The organism is Desulfuribacillus alkaliarsenatis, assembly GCF_001730225.1.
GTDB classification, from domain to species: Bacteria; Bacillota; Bacilli; order Desulfuribacillales; family Desulfuribacillaceae; genus Desulfuribacillus; species Desulfuribacillus alkaliarsenatis.
Genome location: NZ_MIJE01000022.1, coordinates 151,795 through 177,799 on the forward strand (window position 1 = coordinate 151,795; position 26,005 = coordinate 177,799).

Here is a 26,005-nt window from a genome sequence, read left to right on the forward strand (position 1 = left end):
GGTTAGAACATGAAGAAGGCGATATTGTTTGACTTGGATGGCACGTTATTACCTATGGATACAGATAGATTTATCAAAAATTACATGAGAGAACTTGCGAAGAAGGTAGCTCATATCGTTGATCCAGAAGAATTTTCAAAGGCTCTTTGGGCAGGCACCTCAGCAATGATTAAAAATAGAGATGATTCTATAACTAATGAACAGGTTTTTGAAGAGTCTTTCTTGCCTTTAATTAAATTAGAAAAACAGGCGATTTGGCCAACACTCGATGAGTTCTATGCAAATACTTTTCCAACATTGTCACACTTGAGTTCACCGACACCAATAGCAAAGCAGGTTATTGAAGCTGCACTTAAACAAGGATACAAGGTAGCTGTAGCAACGAATCCTGTGTTTCCGAAGGTAGCTATTTATGAGCGGATCAAATGGGCGGGGCTTGATGATTCAGTGTTTTCACATATTACAGTGTATGAGAATTCGTATTTTACTAAACCTCATCCACAGTATTATCAGCATATAAGCAATCAACTGCAGGTTAATCCGGAAAATTGCATTATGGTAGGTAATGACAAGCAGGAAGATATGGCGGCTTCGGCTATTGGTATGAAAACATACTTGGTAGAGGACTGGCTAATCGACCGTGGAGAGTCTTTGTACAACATAGATGGACAAGGGACTCTTGCACATTTATATGAACAATTAGTAAATCGTAGTGGTCTTTTTAAATAAAGATAATTTAGTTAAGATTTATTTTGGTGGATATAAAAAACAGAAGGGGATTGCGCACTAGGAAAGCGTCTCCCTTCTGTTTCTATATATTGCTTGCTTAATTGCACTCACTGTTTTTATTTTTCTTTCCCTTTGGCTTTAGGGAAAACTTCTATTCGATACAAATCAGATCTTCGATCCTTAAGCATTGTAACTGTACCCGCCTTGCGACTTCGACGTAACAATTCTGTATCGACATCTCCGACGACGACAGTTTCAACATTTGCTGTACATTCACCGAGAACTCCATCCCTTGGAAACGTAAAGTCTGATGGTGTGAATATGCCAGACTGACCGTATTGAATATCCATATTTTCAGCATGAGATAAATTGCCAACGGTTCCTGCGATTACTGTATAAACTTGGTTTTCAATCGCCCTAGCCTGGGCACAATAACGGACACGTAAATAACCTTGGCGATCATCTGTACAATATGGAGTGAAAATAATGTTCGCTCCTTGCTCAGTTACAATTCTACTCAATTCTGGAAACTCAATATCATAACAGATAAGAATAGCAATTTTCCCACAGTCTGTATCGAAGACTTTTATCTCACTCCCTTGGGAGACACCCCACCATCTTCTTTCGTTCGGGGTAATATGAATTTTGTATTGTTTATCTATAGTTCCATCGCGTCGGAAGAGATAGGAGATGTTATAGACATTACCATCTTCTTCTACGAAATGGGAACCTCCAATTATGTTTACGTTATATTTAACTGCTAGTTCATTGAATAGCCTTATATAGTCTTCTGTATATTCAGTTAATCTGCGAATCGCTTTGCTAGGGCTTTTTTCTTCAATATAGGATAATAGCTGTGTTGTTAATAGCTCTGGGAATACAACAAAATCTGATTGATAGCTTGCTCCCACGTCGACATAATATTCGCACTGGGTAGCAAACTCATCAAAGCTGTATATTCGCTTCATCATATATTGGATAACTGTTATTCTTATAGGAAACGATGTTTTAAAATGCTTCTTTGACTTCGGTCGATAATCAACATTGTTCCACTCCATGAGGATACCGTATTTTAAGGACGCTTTATCGTCATCTAAGTATTCAGTATTGATACGCATGACGACAAATTCATTCACAAGCTGAAAGGTTAGCACAGGGTCGTAAATATTTTGCTTGCTCACCTCTTGTACATATTCCTTCGGAGTTAGCGTGTCAGCGTATTGATGGTAGTTTGGAATGCGGCCGCAAATTATAATACTTTTTAAGTTAAGTCTGGCAGTTAATTGTTTGCGAGCGTCATATAAGCGCTTCCCAATCTTCATGCGACGATAATCAGGATGTACCATTACTTCAATCCCGTATAGGTTATAACCGTCGGGGTCATGGTTTGTGATATAGCCGTCATCGGTGATTTCATCAAAGGTATGCTGATCATCATATTCGTCGAAGTTAATAATTAGGCTTGAACATGAGCCGATAATTTTTCCTTCGAACTCTACGCAAAACTGTCCTTCTGGAAACACATTGATATGACTTTCTAAATGCTCTCGCTTCCACGGCTCCATTTTCGGGAAACAAAGTTTCTGCAAAGCTAGAATTTCTTCTATGTCTTGTTCGCGAATGTTTCTAACGATAATTTTTTTCTCGAACCGCGTAAGATTTAATGAAGACTTCATAAGACCTCGTCCTTTCCTGTCCGATAGATTACATCTATAAATAGCATAACATAAGAGCATAGCCAACGCTAAAAATAAGAGCACCTCCACAGTTGATATGCTCTCCACTAGGTAGCTAGACTGTGTATTGAGGTGCTTTGGTTTTGTAAATAGTATTTTTTATTACTGTTGTTCTTCTAATTCATTTACAGAAACACTTTGCTTGAATTGTGGGTTATCCAGGGCGTGAATTGTTGCGGTACCATTACTTTGGTCGACATGTTCAATATAAATAGCACTTCCGTTGTAAGTAACATTCACCATGTTAGGCGAAGACGCGATTTGTTGAGCGCGTTGGGAATCCATATATAGCACCTCCTTTAACAGGGATATATATAATATTTGTTTAACCCGTGTGTTTTATCACAGCATAATGCATTTTAACATGGTATAATTATCTGAGTTTATTAAGAAAGTAGGAGTTATATTTGCGTGCACTTTATTATTTTTTCTTATTTGTTGGTTCGATTGTATTATTGATATCAACCTTTTCATTTGTCTTACCAATACATCCTAATCAGCTCGCAATCATACATACATTAGCCAGATGGATTTTATACGGTTTCGTACTTGAATATCTTGTTGGATTATTACTCGCTGCTAATAAAGTTTATTATGCGAAAAAAGAATGGATTTCACTTGTGGCAATCTTGATTTCTGTATCACTGGAATCATTAGCAGGGTTTCTTGGAGTTGTAAAGTTAGCAAAATTAGCAAAGTTATTGAAAGCGATGAAGGGCCTTAAAGCATACAAGTCATTAAAAGTAGTTAAGTTTATAAAAACAATTAAGCTTGGCAAGAAAACTAGAAAAGCTATGTAACAAGTATTTATATAGATTAACAAACTTAATGCGCATCCACTTTTAATTGACACTAATTTGCAATTATAAGTGGGTGCCTTTTTGTATCATAATTCATGCAATCCTGGGAAAATTAACACTAACTATAAATAACCCAAAGGATTGTGACAGATGCTTAAAAACAAAGAAAATACCATTCAGTATATCGTGCTTGCTATTATAGCAATTGCGCTACCATTATCATTATTAAAGAAGCCTCGAAAAGATTGGATTATTGTATTTTTCCTGAAGGGGTTTATTTCAAGCATAATAGCCTTAGTTGCAGTGTCGCATAAGTGGATGGAATTCCCTAGGAGATTGCTTCAAGACATTTATGAGAGCAGCATACTTTTTGATTATATTGTGTTTCCAGCCTTATGCGTTTGGTACAACCAGACAACTTATAATTCAAAGCTAAAGGGAATAATACTTCAAGCTTTTGTGCTATACAGTTTACCAATGACTGTATTAGAATGGTGGTTAGAAAAAAACACAAACTTAATTAAATACAATAAATGGACATGGATGCATACATACTTATCGTTAGCAATCACTTTTTTATTTGTAAGAGGTTTTATGGCTGTTGTCAGAAGGTTTAGTGACAATCGAGAAACCAGCGAGCAAGTAAACGCTAAGGGAAGTCGATAATCATGCACGTTGCTACCACTACAATTGCCGTTATCGCAGCCTATTTCTATGGTGATTGGAGGAATTGGGAGAGGTATCATGCCACTATCTTGTTTTTTGCGGTGGGCAATTTACTTTACAATTTTCTAGCTGCAAATTATTTATTATGGTACTTCACTCCAGATTTACTTCCAAGTCACAGTCATACAGAAATGTTATACACCTTTATTGTATTTCCTGCAACGATTCTAATGTTCCTTAATAATTACCCAACTGATACGATTGGCAAAATATATAGAAACTTAAAATGGATTGCAATCTATGGTGTGTGGGAATATGTATTTTATATAACTGGAAGAATCGAATATCAGTATGGGTGGACGTTATGGTGGTCAATTGCCTTTCTTTGTGTTATGTTTCCTTTATTGGCATTGCATCCGAAGCGGCCATTGCTAACATATGCTTTATCTACAGTTGTTGTAGTTTTTGTGTTATGGTATTTTGACGTTCCTGTTCACCTACCTATTGAACTAAGGAGACAATATTAAACTGTTAGGAGCTATTTATGAACAGAAAAATTTATATCCCAATCTTAATCGTAATTTTTTCAGCTGCAATTTTCTATAGCTATGAAGGTTTTAGTGATATCTATGATGATAGATTATTCCCTAAGATAGAAATAACAGCGTTGGAAGATGATATATCATACGTTGAGCTGGATAAAAGCTGGAGCTACCAGCGAATTAACCGACGCTGGACTGAGGAAGTTAATTTCCCTAATACAGAAAACGTCCCTGGGTCAACAGGTGTTGAAGATGTTTTAGACGTAGCGCCAGTTTTCTCATATAACAAGTCAATAGAAGTATCTGCTGATAAGGTACCTGACAGGTCGGTTCTAATAATTAGAGAGCAGACAACCGAGACTGTCAAATTTCAGGATATAGTTAACATTCAAGAGCTTCCGCACCCAGAGATGAATGGTGTATTTGAATATATACTTACTATGGAGTGGACTGATGAAACAAAACAATATCGAGGACAAAAAACAATCAGCTTTCCAATTGTATTAGATTTTCCTGAGAACTATCAATTTTCAAGGGAGGAGATAATTCAAGGAGATATACTTGAGATTACTGTTTATTATGCAGGTAATCCGCAGGATGTATTTGTAGAGCAGTCAATTTTTGAAGAATTTCGTTGGTTCTCCCAAGAGGGATTACTTAGGGGGTATATACCAACAAACTACAGTACAGAGCCAGGTGTATATCAGATAAGATATGGCAGTAAAAGCGCAGGTACAGAGTACGTCAAAGACATAGAGGTAATTGCTCATGAATACCGTGTGCAGAATTTATATATAGATGAGAACATCGAGCAGCAAACCCGTAATGAAAAGGCGTACGCAGAGTTTGCAAAGTATTTTAATCCTGTGCGCCTTCAGTCCGCGCCAGTTCGATATTACACAGACTCCTTTATTATACCGAGTAAGGGACGCTTGACGACAGAATTTGGCCAGACCCGCTATGTTAATGATGCACCTACATCATATAGGCATTCAGGATTAGATATAGCAGCTCCAACTGGCACGGATATACTAGCGACCAATTCTGGCAAGGTTGTATTGGCTATGCCTTTAATCTTAACAGGCAACACCATTGTAATCGACCATGGGGAAGGACTGTTCAGTGTATATTTTCATAATCACGAGAATTTTGTGGAAGTAGGGGAAATGGTTGAGCGTGGACAATTAATCGGTTCGGTTGGAACAACGGGTTTTTCCACGGGTCCACACTTGCATTTTACCATGTCCTATTACAATATGAATTTAGAACCAGGATTTTTCCTTGTTGGACAACCTATAACATTTGCTAATCACCGCGAGTTCTTGCAGTAATAGCATTCTGTGAGACGTCTTCTAGCCAAGCTGCTATAACGTCCAGCGCTAGCCCAATGTTTCCTACTTGGCAGTGGTTATGGGCGTGCTCCTCACGGGTGAATATATGGTCAGCCACTGAGCGGGCGCCAGTTAAGGCTTCGATTTGCATGCGGTGGAGCTTCAGATGCATGTTAAATTGGCCGAAGTGATCCTCGGCACCTGTTAGCAGCAACACGTCCTGTGTCACCCGTTCTGAATGGAGGTTAGTAGCATTCATGTCTAGAAATAGCTTGGATGCTGCGGCTGGTGAATCTTTGCCGCTGATGTGCAGCAAGTTATGAATGGCCCAGCGCTCTTGTTGGCTGAGGCGAGCCTTGAGCCAGCTGATACGGTCGAAAAAACCTGGAAATTTAAACAAAAATCTAACTAGTGCGACTAATGGGGTAGGCACTGCAGCTAAGAAATCGTAGCCCACACCCATGATAATTACCCGTGCGATGCGGGATTCAAATGCGGCAGCTCGGACGCAGAGCCACGCACCCATGGAGATGCCCAAGATAGTCACGTTCTTACAATCGTAATAATCAAGTACAGCAGATGTTGGTTTTTCCCATTCGTGGTTCCAATAGAGTCGGTGATGTTTGAGTGCACCGCCTTGTCCAGGACCTTCAAACATAATTACATCGTAGCCGCGCTCAGCGAAATACCAGGCCATAGAGTAGAATTCCTCCATAAAGGAGTCAAAGCCGCCATGAATAAGGATTGTGCCGCGACACTCTTCCTTTTGGGACGGGAGACGCAGGGTCGGTAAAGCGCCGCTGTTGTAAGGTACATCTACACGTTGAACAGGGTCTGCATTGACCACTTTATTGTAGAATAGGTCAATAAAGCGGTTGTATAGATTAAGTTTGTCAGGGTCGTGTGGCGGGACAAAAAATTCGGCACCACGGATGTGAAAGGCAGCGTTAATGTAACGATCCTCGGCAAGAGCCCGTTCCCCCTCCTGTAGCATTATATTCTTAAAGTTGTCTACTCCTTCAATACGTGCGGCTGCGGCTTTTAGGTCTTCGAGACGACAGTAGCCTAGTGAGTGCCAGCGGTTAAGTTGGTAGTTGACGATTTTTGAACGATGAAAGTCGTGGTAGCCCACAGGAAGAGTAAAACGGCTCATTAGTTTCCCACCTTTTCGCATAGCAACTGGATTACAGGTAATTTGATGATATCATCTGCTTTATGTACTGGTCAAACCAATTTGTAACCTTTTCAAAACAAACTTCCGCCACCATGTATTGGGAGACGGAAGTTTGTTAAATTGCGCTATTATCTGTGATGCTTCTCAGCGTCTCTCTTAGTCTTGTGAACAGTACCCCTAGGATGTTCAGGAGGTGCATAAATAGAGTAAAGCTTAAGTGGCCTACGCCCTGTATTAGTTAAATTATGCCATTTGCCAGCTGGGATGAAAATGGCATAATCATCGGAGACTTTTCTGTAATAATCTAGCTGATGCTTCTTATCGCCCATCTGAACGATTCCTTCACCTTCCTCAATGCGTATAAATTGATCATGGTCGTGATGAATCTCTAATCCAATATCATCACCGACATCAATGCTCATCAATGTAAGCTGTAGGTATTCTCCTGTCCACAGAGCAGTACGGAAATTATCGTTCTGCTTCGTAGCTTTTTCAATGTTAACTACATATGGCTCTGGGCCATAATCCTTCAGCTTCATACGGTGTTGATCATGATGGTGCTCGCGATGGGGATTGTGATGGTGCTCTGCCTCCGCATAGTCAGTGGATTCTTGCCCTGGATGGTAGTATGGGTGTACTGCATATTGATTAGAAGCTTGTGCTGGATATGCCGACGGATTAATGTAAGGGCACGGATAAGGTTTATAATAATGATACATGTTACTCATTCCTTTCATAGGCTGTCATAGTATCTTATTATATTTGACAAAGAAAGGTGCCTAAAATCTCATGGCATAAGGCAGCGCATGTATTCTCTGTAATTATCAAACATTAAGTAAAGCATTAAGCATATGCTACGACAATAACTTTAAAAGATTCCTGTGCCATTGGGCAATTTCTGGCTGGTCAATATTTATCAGTAGATTAGATATAACGTCTTCAAAGGTTTTATTATCATTAGTAACGCTATTAAACTCACTTTCAATATTGGCTATAATTTCATCGACATTTTTAACGGAATTTTCAAATTCTAACTTAATCTCATTTTCCCATCTGGTTTTATTATTAGCAATTTCTAAGTAGAATTTATTAAACTCCTCTGCTGATATATCTCCATTAATAAAGCGTTCATTGAAGTCTTCATCAAAATACCTCTTAGCTAGCGCACTAAAACTTACCTCACCTGGATTAAGTGCATTAGAATAGGATGCAAATGGCTTTATGCCGCTGTTATCTATAACGTTATATCCTTTTTCACGCAGAATATCATTTTCCGCAAATTGTTTGATTTTATTAATAAAAGCCGTTGCCTCTTCTTCGTTGTCGAAGTAATTTTCTGCAATATGTTGAGCGTTTTTCAAGGCTGTCTCTCTGTAAATTGCGCGTTCCTCGATGGTAGCATTCGGCATTGAAACCGTAGAACGGATAGCTTTACCTAGCTCGCTTGCGTACAAAGACGGGTTAACACTCTTGCCGTCTAAAGCGTTTGCAACTATATATTCCAAACTGCCTTGTTGAAAAGTGTAGTGCACACCTTTGATTTGAAAATCATTTTCTAAGGGATGGATGTCTTGGAAGTTAGCTAAAGCATCATCCAACTCAATTTTTCTTTGTGTCGCAGCTTCTTTACTCATATTAGCACGGAAATCGTAAAAGAGTTGTCGTGCATTATTACTAATACGAATTTTAACAAATAGCTCATTGTTGTCAGAGCTAGTCTGTTGACTAGGATTTTCGTTGTTTCTGCTAGTCGAATTTTCTACATTGCTTGATGGATTAGATAGATATGTATAGTTACGACTGCTGGTTAAAGAGATATTCATATTTATGCCCATTCCCTTCTTTATAGCTATACTTTTAGTTTAGCTAAGATTGGCTATTTAAGAATATATTACCGCGAAAATTTACACTTGTGTTTACTTATGCGACAAACAAAATCTTCTTGACATATATGCAACCAGTTGCATATATTGATAATAGTAAATCAAATACAATACAAATGCAAGTCATATGTCAATCACAAGTATGGAGGTTAAATGATGGATAAAAAGGATAAAGAGCAATATATTTTTGGCATGATTTTTCTTTTTGCCAATCAAATACAAGCCATAGCAGACCGTGAGGGTGGAGATATTACCCTCAAGCAGTGGTTTCTGTTAATGGTAATATACAACATGGAAAGTAAATCGCCTACCATTAATCTAGTTGCGGATTTCATGGGATACTCCAGACAAAACGCTAAAAAAATGCTAGTAATTTTGGAACGAAAAGGTTATGTCAAAATGTATCCTTCACACACAGATGCTAGAGCAATGAATGTGGTTTTGACTCAAAAGAGCTTGGATTATTTTGCCGAAACAGAAGAGTTTGGCAATAAACTGCTTAAGGAGATTTTTCGTGGAATTGACCAAGAACAAATTAATATGTTGTACGATACGTTCAAAATCTTAGAGGGGAATATACATATACTAAACCAGGCTAAGTAAGGTCAGTAGCTATTTGAGCTATTAAAAATTTTTTAGGAGAGTTACTAATGAATAATGAAATCAAAAAACTCATAATTGTGGTGCTAACAACTATATTTTCGTTAGCCATTCATGCAATGGCGCCTATTACGGTCGATATTACAGAAGATATGTTGTCTGTTGTAGCTAGTAAGCTGACTTTTATTGGAACGGCTACACTGTTCTTTCTCGTTACATACTACATTATTGCCAGCGTATTCCTAAAATATGAAAGTAGGCTCCAGGGCAGTAAACTTAATAGAGCATTAATCTTTGGTGGTTTAGTAGGGGGAATCTGGTGGGTTGGCATGCTAGAAGCAGTCTTTGCCCTAAACAGTACTTATATTAATGAGTTTATCTTGGGGTTACTAGATTTCCTGCCAATAGTATTGCTATGTGTTTTAGTGGCAGTTTTTCTAGTAAAAGAAGAGAGACATGAACATAGGTCAGCCAGTGTAAATTCCAGTGTAATGATAGACGTGGGTATTTTTACATTAATAATTACCGTAGGTAGATTTTTTAGATATGTGAGTAATGTGGGTGGCTATAGTGTAGACAGCATGACACCATTAATGCTCTGGACGATAGCCTTTGCATTGATTATAGGGCTTAACTTTGCATTCTTGAAATCTGCAGCCATCAGTGTTTCAGTGATAAAGTCGGCTCTGATTTTCACTTTGATTCTCTTTGGTCTACACTATACGATGTTTGTTATATTTATACCGCTTGTTTTTAAAGGGATGTTATTTGACCTTACTATGGTATTACTCTATGATTTGTTCCTAGTATTTGTGGCTAGTACTGTTTGCTTTATGGCAATGAAAAAACGAGGGAAAAGATTATGAAAGTTGGATTTTCTGACCTGAATAAAATTTTAATAAGCAAGTTATGAATTTTTTTGTGGAGGACTAGAACCTATTGAAGTGAATAAAAATTTATGATATACTGAACACGTTCAAAACTGATTCAATGATTCTAAGACATTAAAGAAGAGGTGCAGGTAATGGTAGATATTGATGCTAGAGATCGGATAATAAAAGCAGCAATAGATATACTGGCTGAAGTGGACGATGTAGACAAGATTACAGTAAGGCAAATAGCCGAACGAGCAAATGTAGGAGTTGGACTGATTAATTATCACTTCAATTCCAAAAATAAATTATTAAGTATTGCTGTCTCTGACTATATGGCTAGCATGGCAGTTAGCCTTGTGACCTCAGGGAATGACTCTGAGACAGAACCGATTGAAAAACTGAAGCTAATGTTAAAAGAATTATATAATTTTGCACAACAAAATGAAAAAATAATAAGGTTTACAATAACGCAAAATTTGCTTAACGGTGAAATGCAGACACCAGTTTTCCTTATTCCTGTGCTTAAAGAAATTTTTGCGGAGCAGAAGGATGAAATTCAATTGAGAATTATTGCGTTACAGATTTTGCTTCCAATACAAGTTACAAGTCTTAACCCTAAAGAGTTTTATGTATACAGTGGGATAGATTTACATGAAGAAAGTCAAAGGAATAGATATATAGACACATTAGTCGATAATATTGTGTTCTGTAACGATTAGTATTGAGAGGTGTGATGAAACAATGAGGAAAACAATTATCCTAGGAACGGTGTTTGCACTAATTTTAGTGTCAGCTATTGTATATGTACAATATTACAAGGAAATAGCTACTGCATATCAAAGGGTATCCGATGGAAGTAATATACTAGTTACAAAAAACGGTGAAATAGAGTACTCGATAGAGGGCGAAGGAATTCCTGTCTTAATGATTCATGGCGCAGGTGGAGGTTATGATCAGGGACTTTTAATGGGTCAGACGTTTCTTGGTGAAGGATATAAGCTCATAGCAGTTTCTAGATTTGGTTATCTAGGCTCTCCGTTTGCAGATGAGTCTACGGTGGAAAACCAAGCCAAGCTTTACGCAGATCTTCTTGAACATCTATCCATAGATAGAGTGACAATCCTGGGAGTTTCTGCTGGCGGACCATCTGCGCTGCAATTTGCCTATGACTATCCAGATAAGAGCGCGGCATTAATCCTTGTATCAGCAGTATCTATGTTCATGGGTGATGAAATTCCAATTAGTACGAAGATAGTAAACGGTATCCAAAAATCCGACTTTGCTTACTGGTTAGTTATAAAAACCTTTCGAAACATTTTCCTGGACTTAATTGGTGTCTCCCAGGAGGTATATTCTAACCTTAATCATAACGACAAAGAATTTGTAGATAAAATGCTAGAATATATGCATCCAATGAGTCCACGAAGACCAGGTAATATTCATGAAGCAAATATTAGACCTATGTCTGGCGAGGCTATGGGTGAGTTATCAGTTCCAACAATGATATTACATGCTAAAGACGATACTTTAGTAACCTTTGAACATGCAGAGTTTTACCATAAACATATTGACCATTCTGAACTAGCAGCTTTTGATAGTGGGGGCCATGGTATGGCTTCAGAGTTGAAGTCAATTAGAAAATATATAAAGGACTTTTTAGAAAAAACATATTAATGCAAAAAACCTATTGACAGTTAAAATAAACCATTGTATTATTAAATCAACAAACCGACCGTCGGTATGACGAGAAAGGTGGCAACAAAGAAAATATGAATATTGATAAAAAACAAGAGCTTCTAACTGCTGCTTTAGAGCTGTTTTATGAAAAAGGATATGAGAAAACGACGATAAATGACATCATAAATAAAGTAGGAGTATCAAAGGGTGCTTTCTATCATTACTTCCAATCTAAGGAGGAAGTTATAGAAACAATCTCAAGTAATTATGCTGAAAAGCTAGCAAATGTAGCTATGCAAGTGCTTAACAAAGCAGAGCTTAATGCTCTGGAGAAGCTGAACTTATTGATTGAGCAGGGTCAAAAAATGAAAAACAGGGAAAAGGAAAACAGAAAAAAGATAAAACAAGCGTTAATAAGTGATGAAAATTTAAAATTACAAAAAAAGTTAATGCAAAAAATATCGATGGAATTTATACCTTTTTATGAGCAGATCATATCAGAGGGTATTGAACAAGGTATATTCGCTAGTACTAACAAAAAAGAGATGGCAGAGCTTTTTATTAACACAGGGCACAATTTAAATAGTTCAACAGATGATTTGGAAAACCTATACATTAATGGCACAATCGATGCGACGCAATATAAACAAAGATTAGATGAGAAACTAGACTTCTACGAAGAAATATTTACTAGAATCCTAAAAATACAGCGAGGCTCTATTCAACTTAAGCAAGCTTACTTGGAAAGATTAAAGGTTAAATAGATATAGTTGGGCTGAGAGAAAGGAAACAAATTTTTTTAAACCCAACAGACCGACGGTCGGTATAAGGGTGTATAATTTAAGGAAAGGAGAAATGGAAAATGGAATTTAAGTATGTAAAGCAATTAAAGGATGTAACAAAGAGGGATTTTTTATTAGTAGGAGGTAAGGCTGCAAATCTAGGCGAGATGTTGCAGGCAGATTTACCAGTACCAGGAGGGTTTGTGGTATTGACGAACGCCTATAAGCGGTTCGTAGAAGCTAACAAGCTGGAAGCGGAAATTAATAGACTCATAGAGGTAGCAAAGACAGATGATTTCCAAGCAACTAATGTAGCTTCAGAAAAAGTGAAGGAGGCCTTCGAAAAGGGAGAAATACCTGCTGACGTGCAGGCGGAGGTCGAAGCAATATACTCGAATATAGGCAATCCAGAAGTAGCTATTCGTTCATCGGCAACGGCTGAAGATTTACCTGGAATATCATTTGCTGGACAATATAATACCTATTTGAATGTTAGAGGCAAGGAACAGGTATATCTGTATTTGAAGAAATGCTGGGCATCTCTCTGGAATACGAGAGCAGTATCCTACAGAATTAAACAAAACATAGGTAATGATGGCTTGGCCCACGGCGTAGCAGTACAAAAGTTAATAAGTGCTGACAGGTCAGGAATTTTGTTCACCGCAAACCCTGTAAACGGCCGCAGAGATCAAATTCTAATAAATTCATCCTGGGGTTTAGGGGAAGCGGTAGTTGGTGGCGACGTAACTCCAGACCAATGGGTTGTTGATAAAGAGACATGTAATGTAATTGAAGAAACAATCGCTGAAAAAAAAGTAATGACAGTAAAACGGGAACATGGAATTGAGCTTGTAGATATTCCTGAAAAAAGGCAGAAGCAGAGCTCGTTAAAGGATAGTGAGGTTCAAGAGTTATGCAAGCTAGCAATAGCGGCCGAAAAATATTTCCAAGAGCCTCAAGACATTGAGTGGGCATACATGGGTGGAACCCTATATTTAGTGCAAACAAGACCTATAACCTCACTGTTCCCAGTACCTGAGCAACGGGCAGATCGCCGTGGACTACGTATCTATATTAACGCAAATCTGTATTCACAAGCGATGAAAGAGCCGTTCACTCCTATGGGTGGATATGTAATCAAGTCAATGTTAGAGGGCCTAGTAAATCGCTATGGCAGAAAAAACTATAAGGGTGATCGTCTATGGTGGTATAAAAACGTTGGAGGAAGAATCTACGTTGATATGACTGAGATACTAGCAACAGAAAAAGGCGTCAACAAACTAAAGAACAATCCAAGTGATAAAGACCCCGTTACGACGAAGGCACTTTTACAAGTTTTAGCAAGGAATGAGCAGCAGGTAAAAGACAGTGCGCAAGGCTTCAGTACTCTTGGGAAACTAAACTGGCGAGTAATGAAGCTACTAGCGAGCTCTATGAGGAGATTCTTCCACGGAGTAGTTTCACCTCAAAAAGCGAGAATAAAAGCTGTAAATACAGGTGAACAGATTATCCAGCAGCTAAAAACTGAGAGTAAAAAGCTTAAGAGTATGGAAGAAAAGCTACGGTTTATTGAAAGCAAAAGTACAGATCTGTTTGTAGAAGGATTCGGGATTGTGCTCTACGTGGCAGTTTCCTCTACTTATATTGATAAAGCCAAAAAGATTATGGAGAAATATTTAGGTGACACCAAGAACCTATATGATGTAGAAAAGTCAGTGCCGTATAGTGTGACTACAGAAATGGGTATGGAACTATTGGAAATTGCCAAGAAACTCGACCGACAAAAGAAGCGGGCAACAACTGATGAGTTTGAAGTGGAAAGATTTTTAGATAAATACGGACATAGGGCTTCTATAGAATTGGATGTTGGAGCGGTTACATGGAAGGAAGAGCCTCAATATGTACTCGACTTAATAAACTCCTATATTGACAGCAAGACATACAATCGCGGGATTGAGAACTTCGTAAAGGGTAAAGTCGAGGCTGAGGCAGCCATTCAGAACATTAAAAAGCGTTTGATAGATAAAGGCTATAATAAAAAAGCTAAAGAAGTAGAAAAAATGCTCGTTAACTTCCGAGAAATGTTTGGTATTCGCGAACAATCAAAGTTTTTCGTTAGACAGTTTTTAACGATTTTCAAACGAGTACTGACTGAAGTTGGTGAAGAACTAGTAAGTCAGGGACGTCTAAAGCAAGCATCTGATATATTCTACGTTACAGTCGAAGATATTCGCTCCGATAAAGATTTAAAGCTGTTGGTATATGCTAATAAAGAAGAGTACCAGAGAGAATTTAATCGCAATGCGCCAAAGGTGTTAACTAGTACAGGTGAAAGCGTATTTGCACCTATCGAGGAGTCGGACGGCAATTCTTTATCTGGAGTAGCTGTATCTCCAGGTGTATATGAGGGCAAAGTTCGAGTGCTTCATCATCCTGAGGAAGGACACAAAGTTGAAAAAGGAGAAATATTAGTAACAATAGGCACAAATCCTTCTTGGACTCCGCTGTTCTTAAAGCTAGGAGCACTTATTATGGAGACTGGTGGTCCCATATCCCACGGCTCCGTAGTTGCCCGTGAATATGGTGTGCCTGCAGTAGCAGGTGTAGCTAATGCTGCTACAGTTCTAAAGGATGGCCAACTAGTAAGGGTGAATGGAGAAACTGGTAGAGTTGATATCCTATGAACAAAAAGAATGTAGTCATTTTATTTATTTGTATTTGCATTGCCATGCTAGGCTACGGAATTGGCATGCCAGTACTGCCCTTTTATATTGAGCAATTAGGTGGAGGTGGCTTGCAGCTTGGATTGTTAATTGCAGCATACGGAGTTATGCAGCTAATCTTTGCACCAGTTTGGGGAAGTCTATCAGATCGATATGGTAGAAAACCAATTTTGATGGTTGGTATGACCGGTTTAGGATTAGGGATGCTGCTGTTTGGACTATCACACTCATTATGGATGTTATACATGGCGCAGCTTATATCTGGGGCTCTAGCATGTGCAATGTTTCCTGTTGCAATGGCCTATATAAGTGATAGCACCTCTGAGGAGAATAGAAGTGGGGCAATGGGTAAGATTGGAGCTGCGGCAGGACTTGGAATCGTAATTGGCCCAGGGATTGGTGGGTTATTGGCAACCAATTCATTATCCACACCGTTTTTTGTCGCAGCAAGTGTATGCTTTTTCACAGTTCTAGTTATTATGATTGGTTTACCAGAAACATTAACGAAAGCAAGTAGGAATGAATCGGTTGATAAAATTGAGTTTTTACAAATTAGGGGACTTTGGCAAGCATTATATACGCCTATAGCTTTTGGCTTGTTCGCTATCTTTGCCGTCTATTTCGGCAAAACAAACTTCTCTAGCATTTATGGTTTATATGCATTAGAGCGTTTCGGCTATGGACCACAAGAGGTTGGGTCAATCCTGATGATTATGAGTTTAGTATACTTAATTGCCCAAGGGTTTATTGTTGGACCACTCACGAAAAAGTACGGTGAGCAAAAAGTAATTAAATGGGCTCTTCTAGGGAATGCTATCGGTTTTATATTGATGCTAATTGCAGATGCATTTATCTGGATTGTACTTACAATAAGCTTTTTCATACTACTAAATGCACTGCTGAAACCAGCGGCCCTAGCATTTATATCTAAGAATTCAACAATGAAACAAGGTAAAGCAATGGGCTTTGCCGAGTCATATATGAGTGTGGGAAGGATTATAGGCCCTATTTGGGCAGGTGCCATATTTGATGTTAATATGAGCTTTCCATTCATCAGTGGGGCATTGTTTTTCTTATTGATGTTTCTGATTAGCTTGTCCTATAGTGATGAGACGGATAAAAGGAATGGATTGACCTGCTGAGCTAATAAAATTAGTCTGCTAACGTCTCCAGTATTTACCTCGAATTTTGCATAGAAAGTTATGCTATGATTTATCTAGTGAGGTTTACATAACATATACAGGAGATGAGAATTAGTGAGTAAATTTCTTAGATACATCATAGCGGTGACTATTATTATGTCGTTACTTCCATTAAATATATATGCGGAGACCTTTTCACCTACACCGCAGGAGGATCGCATAAACGGAAGAAATAATAATGCGTATATGCCTAGCACTACGGGACCTACTTTAGCACAACAAGAAGCTTTTGTTAACCAAATAGCCAAGTACGCAGTCGACGCTAACGAGCAATGGGGTATTCCTGCTAGTGCTATCATTGGTATGGCAATTTTGGAAAGTGGCTATGGAACTACTAGAATTGCCCATTTTGCAAATAATATTTTTGGAATCAAAGTCTGGGGATTCAATCCAGCAAATGCTTGGCAGTTGCAGGGACAACCAGACGAAGATTTTGCTAGGGAAATACCTGTTATCGCAAACCTAGGAAATGACCGTATTATTTTTGATGAAACACAGAGAAGAGATAACTGGTATAGAATGTTTAGTAGCTATGAAGATGCCGTTAATTTTTTGGCAGGTACTCTCTTATTAAATAATAGATATGGATTTGCTAGAGATAATTATCAGAAGAACATTAAATCTGGGTGGAGTCTAGAAGATGCGTCGAAACAGTTTTTGTTTGAAGTTGCTAACGCAGGCTATAATCACTTAGGTGGCGACTATTATAGACGTACAATCGGAAATCTTATGGATCGTTGGGATTTGTACCAATATGATGCTGGCTATCATTTAAGAGATATAAGAGGCCATAAAGCAGAGACATCCATCCGCTTTGCTTCAGAAAATCAGTGGATGACAGGTCATAATGATGGCACATTTAAACCAGACAGTCCGCTAACAAGGGCAGAAGCCGCAACAGTTATAATAAACTATTTAGACTTAGTCCCAACAGATGAGCTTATTTCATTTACAGATGTATCTTTAGACCATTGGGGTATAGAATCTATTAAAATAGTTGCTCAAAATGGTATTATGATTGGTACATCAGAAAAGACTTTCTCTCCATCCACAGTGCTTACGCGTGCACAAGTGGCGCAGATTTTATATAATGCAGGGCTATATAATGAAACCTTAAATAAAGATAATAGTAATTTCATTGATGTGCCTGATGATTTTTGGGGATTAACTGCTATTGAAACAATGCGTAATGCAGGATTTGTAAATGGCTATGGAGATGGAACTTTTCGTCCAAATCAGCCAATCACTAGAGCCGAAATGGCAATTATCTTAAAAAATGTTTACGAGAATTACTAAATACAAAGTCAATTTAAGCAAAAAACCTTGAGATTTTTTTCAAGGTTTTTTAGTGATATACTTAGTTTATACTAAGCGGGTGGTGTTTTTATGAAGTACCGAGTGAATCCGAAAAACGGTGACGAGCTTTCAATTCTTGGCTTTGGATGTATGCGCTTTGCAAAAAATGAACAGGAAGTAGAAGAGCAGATTATTTATGCTATTGAAAATGGTGTAAATTACTTTGACACAGCCTATGTGTATCCAAAGAGCGAAGCAACCCTAGGGAAGGTCCTAGCAAAAGGTTACAGGCAGCGAGTAAAGCTAGCTACTAAATTACCCCACTATCTTATTAAAAAACAAGCGGACTTCGATAAAATCTTTCACGAGCAATTAAAGAGATTACAGACTAACTATATAGACTATTATTTTATTCACATGCTTCCTGATGTAGTTGTCTGGGAGCGCCTTGTAAAGCTAGGCATCCTAGAATGGATTGAAGAAAAGAAGCAAACGGGGCAAATAGTTAACATAGGATTTTCCTATCATGGTGGGAAAGATGACTTTGTTGAAGTTGTTGACGCATACAACTGGGAGTTCTGCATGATTCAATACAATTACCTCGATGAGAATAATCAGGCAGGTAAAAGCGGACTTCAACACGCTGCATCCAAGGGACTACCCGTTATGATTATGGAACCCTTACGGGGCGGCAAGCTAGTGACCAATTTGCCAAAAGAAGTTTACAAAATTTTTGACAATGCCCATGTGAAACGTACTCCAGCGGAGTGGTCATTCCGTTGGATATGGAATCATCCTGAAGTTACTTTGGTATTGTCGGGTATGAACTCCATGGAAATGGTGAAAGAAAATATTCGAGTGGCCTCTGAAGCAGAAGCCAACTCATTTAGCGATATGGATTATGAGTTGTTTGATAAAGTGCGAAGGATATTAGACGAGAAAATAAAGATACCCTGTACGGGCTGCAATTACTGCATACCCTGTCCAGCGGGTGTCGATATCCCTACTTGTTTTTCTGCATATAACGACACCGAGATTGAAGGCAAATGGACAGCAGTTGGGAAATATCTCATGCAGACAGGCATGAAAACCAAGGCCAGCAACGCCTCGTTATGTACAAAGTGTGGGAAATGCGAGAAATACTGCCCGCAAAATATCGCGATTAGAGAAGAACTTACTAACGTAACAAAAACAATGGAAGGTTTTCATTACAAGCCAGCTAGATTTCTAATTAAGCGTTTTATGAGATTATAGGTTAAGTTCTTTTAAGAAGGACAACTACTAGAATTATAAAGAAAGTATTAGTATGAAGGAATTCCTATTAAAATATAGAATAAATAACATCAGAGGAATTTAAGTGATAGGATAATAAAAGGAGGCTAACAATGAAGAAGATTGGTTTTATTGGTGTAGGAGTTATGGGGAAATCAATGGTACGCAATTTGATGAAAAATGGCTTTGAAGTGACGATTTACACCCGTACCAAGAGTAAGGTTGAAGATGTAATCAGTGAAGGCGCTATTTGGTGCGATGATGTAGCCGCCTGCTCTAAAGGTCAAGATGCAATAATTACGATTGTAGGCTATCCAAAGGATATTGACGAAGTGTATTTCGGCGAAGAGGGCATTTTGAACAGTGCAAAGTCAGGTGCATATGTTATTGATATGACCACAACCAGTCCGAAGCAGTCAATCAGCATCTATAATAAAGCGAAGGAAAAAGGCTTGTTTGCACTTGATGCACCAGTGTCTGGTGGTGATGTCGGTGCGAAGAATGGGACACTTTCGATTATGGTAGGTGGAGATAAGGAAGCTTTCGAGGCGTGCAAGCCTATATTTAAAAGTCTAGGCAAAAATATTATCTATGAAGGTGCGGCAGGCGCAGGCCAACATACGAAAATGGCGAATCAAATTGCGATTGCAGGGGCAATTGCTGGAGTTGTTGAAGCAATGAGCTATGCAAAAAGCGTCGGACTAGATGTACAGACAATGCTTGACAGTATTAGCCAGGGTGCGGCTGGAAGCTGGCAGATGACCAATATGGCACCGCGAATTCTAAAGGGAGATTTAGATCCAGGGTTTTTCTTGAAGCATTTCATTAAAGACATGGGAATAGCCGTAGATGAAGCAGATGATGTAGAGCTTAACTTAGAAGTACTTAAGAATGTATTGAATATGTATAAAAAGCTTGAGGAACAAGGTCTAGGCGACCTAGGTACACAGGCACTAATTAAATATTACGAGCGTTAGAACAATCATATCGCAGCAGATAACAAACAAAAATTCGTTATTCTGCTGTGTTTTTTGTCTTTTTAAGCAAATTATTTGTAGAAAATTGTTAGAATTACTCGAATCATAAAGAAAATTTAATGTTGTCTTTAAGATTTCTTAAGGTTCAAAAGACTAATAACATAGTAAAATGTAACTAAGAATAAATTATATGTTCCAAATCATACACTGTTATTAAGTTGAAAATATACTACGGATTGTTAGAGATATTCTGTTGTTAGTAGCGGAGGTGAGTATATGGGCTTTGCGCAGTTAGAGCAAGACACAGAATTTAAAAAAGAAATACCAAATTCACATGGCAATATTGAACGGGAAAATTCCTCTGTCCATAGCGCTCTAACCGAAGCAAGTACTATGGGTAACTCCCGCATGATTAAGACTCTCGAAGCCATAGAAGATCAAGATAGTGGACAAACACAAGTGGATGAAACACCACAGAAAACAGGAATTCTAAACTGGGGCAAACAAAAGGCCACAAGTGTTAAAAAGTATTTTCAACAAACTGTTCAAAGATTTGGGAACTATCTTGAGGAAAGAAAGGCAAAAAAACAAGCTAAAAAACGTTTATCTGATATAAATGTGGAGATGCTAGCAGAGAGTTCGGCTTTAACTTCCGACGAAAGAACTGAGGCGACTGATCGACTAAAAGCCTTACGTCAAACAGATAACGAACAAGCAGAAAGAGCTGGAGAAACTCAAGAATCTAGGTTTAACAAACTAGAGGCTGGAGGCTTTGCTTTTCTTATCGAAGACCAAAAGTATAATGAAAACGGTGAAGTAGAAACTGAAGAAATTCAGCCTGAAGCCGTCAGTGTTACCGGCACACCTGTTGCTGGGGAGGGAAGCGAAGAAAGTGGAGACCTTATTTTAGAGGATAAGAAATATAAGCTTGATGAGCAAGGGTTAATCGTTGAAGATATGGATCAGTCTGTGCCAGCAATTGATGAAGATTTAATCACAAATGCCAGACAGGACTTTCTTTCAAAAACCCCTGTTCGCAAGAAAATATCTAACTTTTTTGGTGTAGGTACAACAATCCTCGACGGCTTAGCCAGAACTACAAAGAAAAAACTGAAGAAAGAAAAAAAGGCAACAACAGCAATTGGTGATTTTATATATAAAGATTTCTTACATATTTCTAATTCGACGGTATCTATAAATGACGACAACACAGATAAAAATATGGAGATTAGCTCTAAGAATATAACAATTCTAGGGCAAGCTGGTGCTAACAACAATGTTGATCGAGTAAAGCTGAAAACTGGACTCATTAATATTAAATATGATGCTATGAAGGACAGTTTTAGTGCTGCGCTTAGTGGAGGGACGATAGAAAAGGCTCCTCTCAGCTTTTTAACAATAACAGCACAAGGTCTTGAGTTGGTAAATGAAGGTAATAACATTACTGCAGATAAGTTCACTATTATGATGAATGATACGAAAATTGAGACTACAAATCCACTTGAAGTTAAAGGAGTTAAAACGACGCTAAAAAACCTAGATATATCAAATGCAGGTGTTAGTTGGAATTCAGAAACAATTTCTGCAACGGGGCAACTAATAGATACAACTACTGCGATTACTGGAGACATAATAATAGCAGAAAAAGAAAAAGCTCAATCTGCAGCAGCAAACTTACAAATTAAAACAATAAAGATAAATTTCAGCGATATTAGTACTATTTTTGAGATTCCTAGCTCTGCTGCAATGTTTCAAAAAACAATAACTGGCTGGGGATTAAAAGATAAATCAATAATAACTAATACTAAAGAATTGAAGTTATATAATTTTCTCAATGTAAAGGAAGTTGGCTACTCTTTAAGCACTGATTATTCACAAGAAATAACTGCAAAAATCGATGAGGAAAAAAACAACAGAGCTAATGACAATGTGCAAATTACTAAACTTGAGGGTGCGCTAAATTATAATTATGAAGGCGCTATATGGAATGCTACGATAAACAAAGGTAAATTACAGTTTGGCTGCACAGGCATATTTGATGGTAATGCAGAAAATCTGAAAGTTTCGGATAATAACAGCATAACGGCGGATAAATTCACTGCTACGATACATGAGACGAAAATTGACACGACAAATCCATTAGAAATGAGTGAGATGAAACCGACGCTTAAAAATTTAAATGTATCCAATGAAGGTGTTAGTTGGAATTCAGAAACAATTTCTGCAACTGGGGAACTAACAGATAAATCTAGTATATTTAGGGGCAAATTAATAATAGCTGAAAAACAAAAAAACCAATCTGCAGCAGCAAACTTACAAATTCAAATGATAAATTTAAAAGATATGATAGTTTTCTTTAGAATGTCCGGATCTGTAAGCATGTTCCAAAAAACAGAAACAGGTTGGAGTTTAAATAATGAGTCGTTAACAAGTAATGCTAAAGTGTTGAAGTTGTTTAATTATCTTGAATTAAAGGATGCAGTGTACACTTTAGATGCTGATTGCACACAAAAAATAACAGCAGCTATTGATGACGCTAAATATACAGGGAAAAGTATTGATCATCTGAATGTTACAAAGTTTCAGGGTGGACTAAATTTGCATAAAGAGGGTACCGACTGGAGCACAACGATTGACTCTGGTGAATATAAGTTTGAATGCCCTGAATTTTTCACTGGGACAGCTAAAGATATTAATTTTGACACTAGGAACAGACTAGTAGTTACCGATTCAACTGTAACCCTAGAAGATAAAGATGTTAAAACCCCAGCACCACTAAAGATAGAAAATTTACAAATGGATGGGTCTGGGATTAACTGGAGCGCTAACTCTAAAAAAGTACTCTTGCCTCAATTTAGAGACCTTATTTTATTTGAGATAGCAGACTTGAAAATAAATAAGAATGTTGGAGAAAAAGTAACGGGCACTATTGATTACACCAATGTAATACCTAATATTGGCATACTTGACAGAATAACAATAAGTTCAAAAGGTCAGATTGAACGTCATGACAAGGGTTGGGATACAAGTTCTCTTGCTGGTAGCTCTGAAAAAAAGATATCCTTAAATTTTTTTAGTGGAAAAACAACAATTTCTGGATTGGGTTTTTCCTTAGGGGAAAAAAATGTAATAATTCAAGGAACAGGTAATCTCGAGTCAGGAACGACAACAGAAAAAAACATTGGTTCAGCTACTGTGTTGCTAGAAAAAGATGAAAAAGGAGTAACTAATGAATTTCAAGATGTAAATCTTGTCTTAGGAAATTTAGCTTTAAAGCTAGGCAAGGGATCATACAAAGAAAGTGAAGGCTACGTTTTTGAAAATGTAACTGCGGGTTTATTAAGTAGAAGTTCAGCAAACTATGACCCTCGAATAGGAGAAATAGCTAATGATGATTTAGGACAACGTTTATCAGATTTTAACCTGCATGGATTTGGAATACAGGTTTCGAAGTTTAGTATTAGTAGCAAAGGACCTAAGATTGAAAAATATAAGTTTGTTACTGAAAAATTGGAGTTTAAATACGGCAAAAAACTAAAAGTATTATACGATCTAAAAACGAAAACAGGGTACTGCGATTTCAAGGACCGTGTTAATAAGACATATGTGGATGCGTCCATTCCGCTTATAGGTTTTCCGCCTGGACTTGCTAGTATTGATTTAGGATTTAGCATAATGGGTAATTTGAATTATGGAGGTAGAATTGATGTTTGGAAAAACCCTGGGGAGGATAAAATCTTACAAGCGAAGCTTAGCACACAAGTAACTGTTTCGCCCTCCTTGCAAATTTACTTGGGCTTACATTTGGGGCCTAAAGGAGTTGCTGAGCTTGCACTACAAGGATATGGCAGGGAGCAACTAAATTTAGATGCTAGCTCCGAAATTGAGAAAGGATTTAATATAGGGGAAAAAGAGTTTACATCACTAAATGATAACAATTTCAAGGCGAAGCTCCATATGGGAGCGGGAGTAAGTTTTGTCATAGGGGCCAGAGCACTCGTAAAGTCATTATTAATAAACAAATGCTTATATGATTATGAGTTTAAACGATGGAATTTTGGAGAAATGGGTTTTGACTGTACCTATTCAGGTGGAAGAATCAGTTTTTCGCCATATGTCGGAGAACAAGGCAATACAAAAAAGGTAAAAAAAGACGGGGGCGGCCTCACGGAATTTTTAAAAAACGCCAAAGATTTATATCAAATGTTCCTTGATATAAAAGAAGAGAAGAACCAAAGTAAAATAAAAGAGCATATGCTAGATTCTAATCAATGGATTATTAATAGTAGTGGAGAATTTGACGAGCAAGGAAATAAAGTCAAACAAGACGACAAAGATACGTTCCCTACCCGTAAGAAAATAATTAAAGAAGCGTCCTCCAGAAAGAAGTCACTATCATCGGATAAAAAGGTTTTAAATAGTATGTTAAAAAGTAATACAAAAACGATTTCTGCAGAGATAATCAAGAAAAGACCACTAGTTATGGGGCGTATCATTAAGCATACGTTACGAACTGAGAATGCCTTTCATTTACTGCAAGCCACTAATGAGCAGGCTAGTGCAACGACTACACAAGTTGACAATCATAGTCAGAAAGGATTAAGTATTGTAGGGGAAAATACACTAAGTCTAGATCAAATAGCTGTAAAGTTTGGTACAAACATTAGTGAAAAGGACATTAAGAAACTTGAAAAGAAAAAAGCTGGAATTGCTAAAGAGATGAGAAGTAATCAAGGTAAAAATATTACGGGAGTAAGCGAAGGTAAAAAAGCAAAGATAGAACGGGATTCAGCTAGACTTATTAGGGAGTATGTATCACATGATGATGCAATTATCAACATAGGTAGACGAAAAACGGCATTCGAAGCACTGAAAAGTGCAGATCACTCTCTTAAAACCAGCGGTGCTTTGGATGTCCATCGTCCTGATATACTAGAGAATATCGACAGTGTTTTAACTGCAACCCAGAATCTTGATGTTGCAAATGTCGCAAACGAGGGCGCTATATATTCGTTGGTAGAACAGGACACAACAACTTTAGATAGGCTTGTGGAATACCGAAGAAACATGGAGAATGTGTTTGCTAACGAAGATGCAGCGACACTATTAGAAGGCTTAGCAGGAAATGATCTGGAGGAACTCTACTCTAAAAAGTCAAAAAAGGCAGGAGAAAGTCGAACAAAACAAGCAGACCAGAAAGAATATTACCTAGCTAAAATAAGCTCTAATGCAGCTGACGGACGTGGTGGGTTTAGAGAAGTAAATAAGTATGACTTTGAAAGAACGCAGTATTATATGGAAAAATTGCAACTCAGTAACAGAGTTGTTATCCGTAAGACTAATAAGATTACTGAAAATGAAAAGATGGTAACGGACATAGATCAGCTCATTGCGCAATATGAAGGGTTTATAACTAACACTAAAGCGTTAGATAAAGGTATGCCTGCGAACGTTGAAACAGATAAGAATAAAGAGCTTAAACTCCTACAAGAAAAAGACCAACAAATAGCCGAAGAAACAATTGTAAAAGACAAAACGACTGAGTTGCTCAATCATTTAGAAGACATGGCAAATGACAAAACTGATGAGATGAAAGACTTCCCGGAAGTTGATGAATACACAAAGGAGATAGAATCCCAGCAAGAAATTATTCAGAAAGAGGAAGAGGAAGGGGAACCAAAATCAGATGAGCCGTTGCCAGATGGTATTGATTGGAACGAGCTGCCAAGGGGGTACTAGA

The 26,005-nt window shown here is 37.8% G+C and carries 21 protein-coding genes; 16 read left to right on the forward strand and 5 right to left on the reverse strand.

Annotated features, from left to right (window positions below):
* Positions 1-9 precede the first annotated feature (9 nt).
* Positions 10-729 carry an HAD family hydrolase gene (locus BHF68_RS08050; protein ID WP_069643136.1) on the forward strand — a complete coding sequence of 240 codons (720 nt, stop codon included), beginning with the start codon at positions 10-12 and terminating at the stop codon, positions 727-729.
* A 116-nt stretch (positions 730-845) separates the two neighbouring features.
* Here the strand turns inward: BHF68_RS08050 and BHF68_RS08055 are convergent, their stop codons facing one another.
* Entirely contained in the window at positions 846-2,405 is a 1,560-nt protein-coding gene (locus BHF68_RS08055) for a bifunctional GNAT family N-acetyltransferase/carbon-nitrogen hydrolase family protein (RefSeq protein WP_069643137.1), read from the reverse strand.
* A gap of 162 nt (positions 2,406-2,567) precedes the next feature.
* Entirely contained in the window at positions 2,568-2,750 is a 183-nt protein-coding gene (locus BHF68_RS08060; RefSeq protein WP_069643138.1) for a small acid-soluble spore protein H, read from the reverse strand.
* A 122-nt stretch (positions 2,751-2,872) separates the two neighbouring features.
* Here BHF68_RS08060 and BHF68_RS08065 point away from each other — a divergent pair, with 122 nt between their 5' ends.
* The 4 genes from BHF68_RS08065 to BHF68_RS08080 all read left to right on the forward strand — a co-directional run bounded on the left by BHF68_RS08065 (position 2,873) and on the right by BHF68_RS08080 (position 5,804).
* The gene (locus tag BHF68_RS08065; RefSeq protein ID WP_069643139.1) at positions 2,873-3,265 is read left to right on the forward strand and encodes a hypothetical protein; all 393 of its coding nucleotides are present in this window, start codon (positions 2,873-2,875) and stop codon (positions 3,263-3,265) included.
* Positions 3,266-3,415: 150 nt separating this feature from the next.
* Positions 3,416-3,931, forward strand: coding sequence for a CBO0543 family protein (locus BHF68_RS08070; RefSeq protein ID WP_069643140.1), 516 nt, complete (start codon positions 3,416-3,418; stop codon positions 3,929-3,931).
* Positions 3,932-3,933: 2 nt separating this feature from the next.
* Positions 3,934-4,458, forward strand: a complete 525-nt coding sequence (locus tag BHF68_RS08075; RefSeq protein ID WP_069643141.1) for a CBO0543 family protein — start codon at positions 3,934-3,936, stop codon at positions 4,456-4,458.
* Positions 4,459-4,475: 17 nt separating this feature from the next.
* Positions 4,476-5,804, forward strand: a complete 1,329-nt coding sequence (locus tag BHF68_RS08080) for a M23 family metallopeptidase (RefSeq protein WP_069643142.1) — start codon at positions 4,476-4,478, stop codon at positions 5,802-5,804.
* On the opposite strand, the gene BHF68_RS08085 is transcribed toward BHF68_RS08080, so the two are convergent.
* The 3 genes from BHF68_RS08085 to BHF68_RS08095 form a co-directional block, all read right to left on the reverse strand.
* The gene (locus BHF68_RS08085) at positions 5,779-6,957 is read right to left on the reverse strand and encodes an alpha/beta hydrolase family protein (RefSeq protein WP_069643143.1); all 1,179 of its coding nucleotides are present in this window, start codon (positions 6,955-6,957) and stop codon (positions 5,779-5,781) included. The genes BHF68_RS08080 and BHF68_RS08085 overlap by 26 nt on opposite strands.
* Before the next feature lie 149 nt (positions 6,958-7,106).
* Positions 7,107-7,697: a cupin domain-containing protein gene (locus BHF68_RS08090; protein WP_218070336.1), complete on the reverse strand. Its 591-nt coding sequence runs from the start codon at positions 7,695-7,697 to the stop codon at positions 7,107-7,109.
* A gap of 135 nt (positions 7,698-7,832) precedes the next feature.
* The gene (locus BHF68_RS08095; RefSeq protein ID WP_176719903.1) at positions 7,833-8,813 is read right to left on the reverse strand and encodes a hypothetical protein; all 981 of its coding nucleotides are present in this window, start codon (positions 8,811-8,813) and stop codon (positions 7,833-7,835) included.
* 204 nt (positions 8,814-9,017) lie between these two features.
* Here BHF68_RS08095 and BHF68_RS08100 point away from each other — a divergent pair, with 204 nt between their 5' ends.
* The 11 genes from BHF68_RS08100 (at position 9,018) to BHF68_RS08150 (ending at position 26,004) form a co-directional block, all read left to right on the forward strand.
* Positions 9,018-9,464: a MarR family winged helix-turn-helix transcriptional regulator gene (locus BHF68_RS08100; RefSeq protein ID WP_069643145.1), complete on the forward strand. Its 447-nt coding sequence runs from the start codon at positions 9,018-9,020 to the stop codon at positions 9,462-9,464.
* Between the two features lie 47 nt (positions 9,465-9,511).
* Positions 9,512-10,327: a hypothetical protein gene (locus tag BHF68_RS08105; protein WP_069643146.1), complete on the forward strand. Its 816-nt coding sequence runs from the start codon at positions 9,512-9,514 to the stop codon at positions 10,325-10,327.
* Between the two features lie 158 nt (positions 10,328-10,485).
* On the forward strand, positions 10,486-11,055 hold the full coding sequence (locus tag BHF68_RS08110) for a TetR/AcrR family transcriptional regulator (RefSeq protein ID WP_069643147.1): 570 nt from the start codon (positions 10,486-10,488) through the stop codon (positions 11,053-11,055).
* 22 nt (positions 11,056-11,077) lie between these two features.
* Positions 11,078-12,010 carry an alpha/beta fold hydrolase gene (locus BHF68_RS08115; protein WP_084019298.1) on the forward strand — a complete coding sequence of 311 codons (933 nt, stop codon included), beginning with the start codon at positions 11,078-11,080 and terminating at the stop codon, positions 12,008-12,010.
* Positions 12,011-12,105: 95 nt separating this feature from the next.
* A complete protein-coding gene (locus BHF68_RS08120; RefSeq protein WP_069643148.1) occupies positions 12,106-12,777 on the forward strand; it encodes a TetR/AcrR family transcriptional regulator in 672 nt (223 codons plus the stop codon).
* Positions 12,778-12,875: 98 nt separating this feature from the next.
* Positions 12,876-15,479: a PEP/pyruvate-binding domain-containing protein gene (locus BHF68_RS08125; protein ID WP_069643149.1), complete on the forward strand. Its 2,604-nt coding sequence runs from the start codon at positions 12,876-12,878 to the stop codon at positions 15,477-15,479.
* Positions 15,476-16,660, forward strand: coding sequence for an MFS transporter (locus BHF68_RS08130; protein ID WP_084019299.1), 1,185 nt, complete (start codon positions 15,476-15,478; stop codon positions 16,658-16,660). The genes BHF68_RS08125 and BHF68_RS08130 overlap by 4 nt, the downstream gene beginning before the upstream one ends.
* A 114-nt stretch (positions 16,661-16,774) precedes the next feature.
* Entirely contained in the window at positions 16,775-18,016 is a 1,242-nt protein-coding gene (locus BHF68_RS08135; RefSeq protein WP_069643150.1) for an S-layer homology domain-containing protein, read from the forward strand.
* Positions 18,017-18,106: 90 nt separating this feature from the next.
* On the forward strand, positions 18,107-19,270 hold the full coding sequence (locus tag BHF68_RS08140) for an aldo/keto reductase (protein ID WP_069643151.1): 1,164 nt from the start codon (positions 18,107-18,109) through the stop codon (positions 19,268-19,270).
* 131 nt (positions 19,271-19,401) lie between these two features.
* Complete coding sequence (locus BHF68_RS08145; RefSeq protein WP_069643152.1) at positions 19,402-20,265, forward strand: NAD(P)-dependent oxidoreductase; 864 nt, start codon at positions 19,402-19,404, stop codon at positions 20,263-20,265.
* 276 nt (positions 20,266-20,541) lie between these two features.
* Positions 20,542-26,004: a hypothetical protein gene (locus BHF68_RS08150; protein WP_069643153.1), complete on the forward strand. Its 5,463-nt coding sequence runs from the start codon at positions 20,542-20,544 to the stop codon at positions 26,002-26,004.
* The last annotated feature ends 1 nt before the right edge of the window (position 26,005 follow it).

What these genes read in the sequence shown, in the direction of transcription:
- BHF68_RS08050 (WP_069643136.1), top strand. Translation starts at nt 10, where the DNA reads ATGAAGAAGGCGATATTGTTTGACTTGGATGGCACGTTATTACCTATG.
- BHF68_RS08055 (WP_069643137.1), bottom strand. Translation starts at nt 2,405, where the DNA reads ATGAAGTCTTCATTAAATCTTACGCGGTTCGAGAAAAAAATTATCGTT.
- BHF68_RS08060 (WP_069643138.1), bottom strand. Translation starts at nt 2,750, where the DNA reads ATGGATTCCCAACGCGCTCAACAAATCGCGTCTTCGCCTAACATGGTG.
- BHF68_RS08070 (WP_069643140.1), top strand. Translation starts at nt 3,416, where the DNA reads ATGCTTAAAAACAAAGAAAATACCATTCAGTATATCGTGCTTGCTATT.
- BHF68_RS08075 (WP_069643141.1), top strand. Translation starts at nt 3,934, where the DNA reads ATGCACGTTGCTACCACTACAATTGCCGTTATCGCAGCCTATTTCTAT.
- BHF68_RS08080 (WP_069643142.1), top strand. Translation starts at nt 4,476, where the DNA reads ATGAACAGAAAAATTTATATCCCAATCTTAATCGTAATTTTTTCAGCT.
- BHF68_RS08085 (WP_069643143.1), bottom strand. Translation starts at nt 6,957, where the DNA reads ATGAGCCGTTTTACTCTTCCTGTGGGCTACCACGACTTTCATCGTTCA.
- BHF68_RS08090 (WP_218070336.1), bottom strand. Translation starts at nt 7,697, where the DNA reads ATGTATCATTATTATAAACCTTATCCGTGCCCTTACATTAATCCGTCG.
- BHF68_RS08095 (WP_176719903.1), bottom strand. Translation starts at nt 8,813, where the DNA reads ATGGGCATAAATATGAATATCTCTTTAACCAGCAGTCGTAACTATACA.
- BHF68_RS08100 (WP_069643145.1), top strand. Translation starts at nt 9,018, where the DNA reads ATGGATAAAAAGGATAAAGAGCAATATATTTTTGGCATGATTTTTCTT.
- BHF68_RS08105 (WP_069643146.1), top strand. Translation starts at nt 9,512, where the DNA reads ATGAATAATGAAATCAAAAAACTCATAATTGTGGTGCTAACAACTATA.
- BHF68_RS08110 (WP_069643147.1), top strand. Translation starts at nt 10,486, where the DNA reads ATGGTAGATATTGATGCTAGAGATCGGATAATAAAAGCAGCAATAGAT.
- BHF68_RS08115 (WP_084019298.1), top strand. Translation starts at nt 11,078, where the DNA reads ATGAGGAAAACAATTATCCTAGGAACGGTGTTTGCACTAATTTTAGTG.
- BHF68_RS08120 (WP_069643148.1), top strand. Translation starts at nt 12,106, where the DNA reads ATGAATATTGATAAAAAACAAGAGCTTCTAACTGCTGCTTTAGAGCTG.
- BHF68_RS08125 (WP_069643149.1), top strand. Translation starts at nt 12,876, where the DNA reads ATGGAATTTAAGTATGTAAAGCAATTAAAGGATGTAACAAAGAGGGAT.
- BHF68_RS08130 (WP_084019299.1), top strand. Translation starts at nt 15,476, where the DNA reads ATGAACAAAAAGAATGTAGTCATTTTATTTATTTGTATTTGCATTGCC.
- BHF68_RS08140 (WP_069643151.1), top strand. Translation starts at nt 18,107, where the DNA reads ATGAAGTACCGAGTGAATCCGAAAAACGGTGACGAGCTTTCAATTCTT.
- BHF68_RS08145 (WP_069643152.1), top strand. Translation starts at nt 19,402, where the DNA reads ATGAAGAAGATTGGTTTTATTGGTGTAGGAGTTATGGGGAAATCAATG.
- BHF68_RS08150 (WP_069643153.1), top strand. Translation starts at nt 20,542, where the DNA reads ATGGGCTTTGCGCAGTTAGAGCAAGACACAGAATTTAAAAAAGAAATA.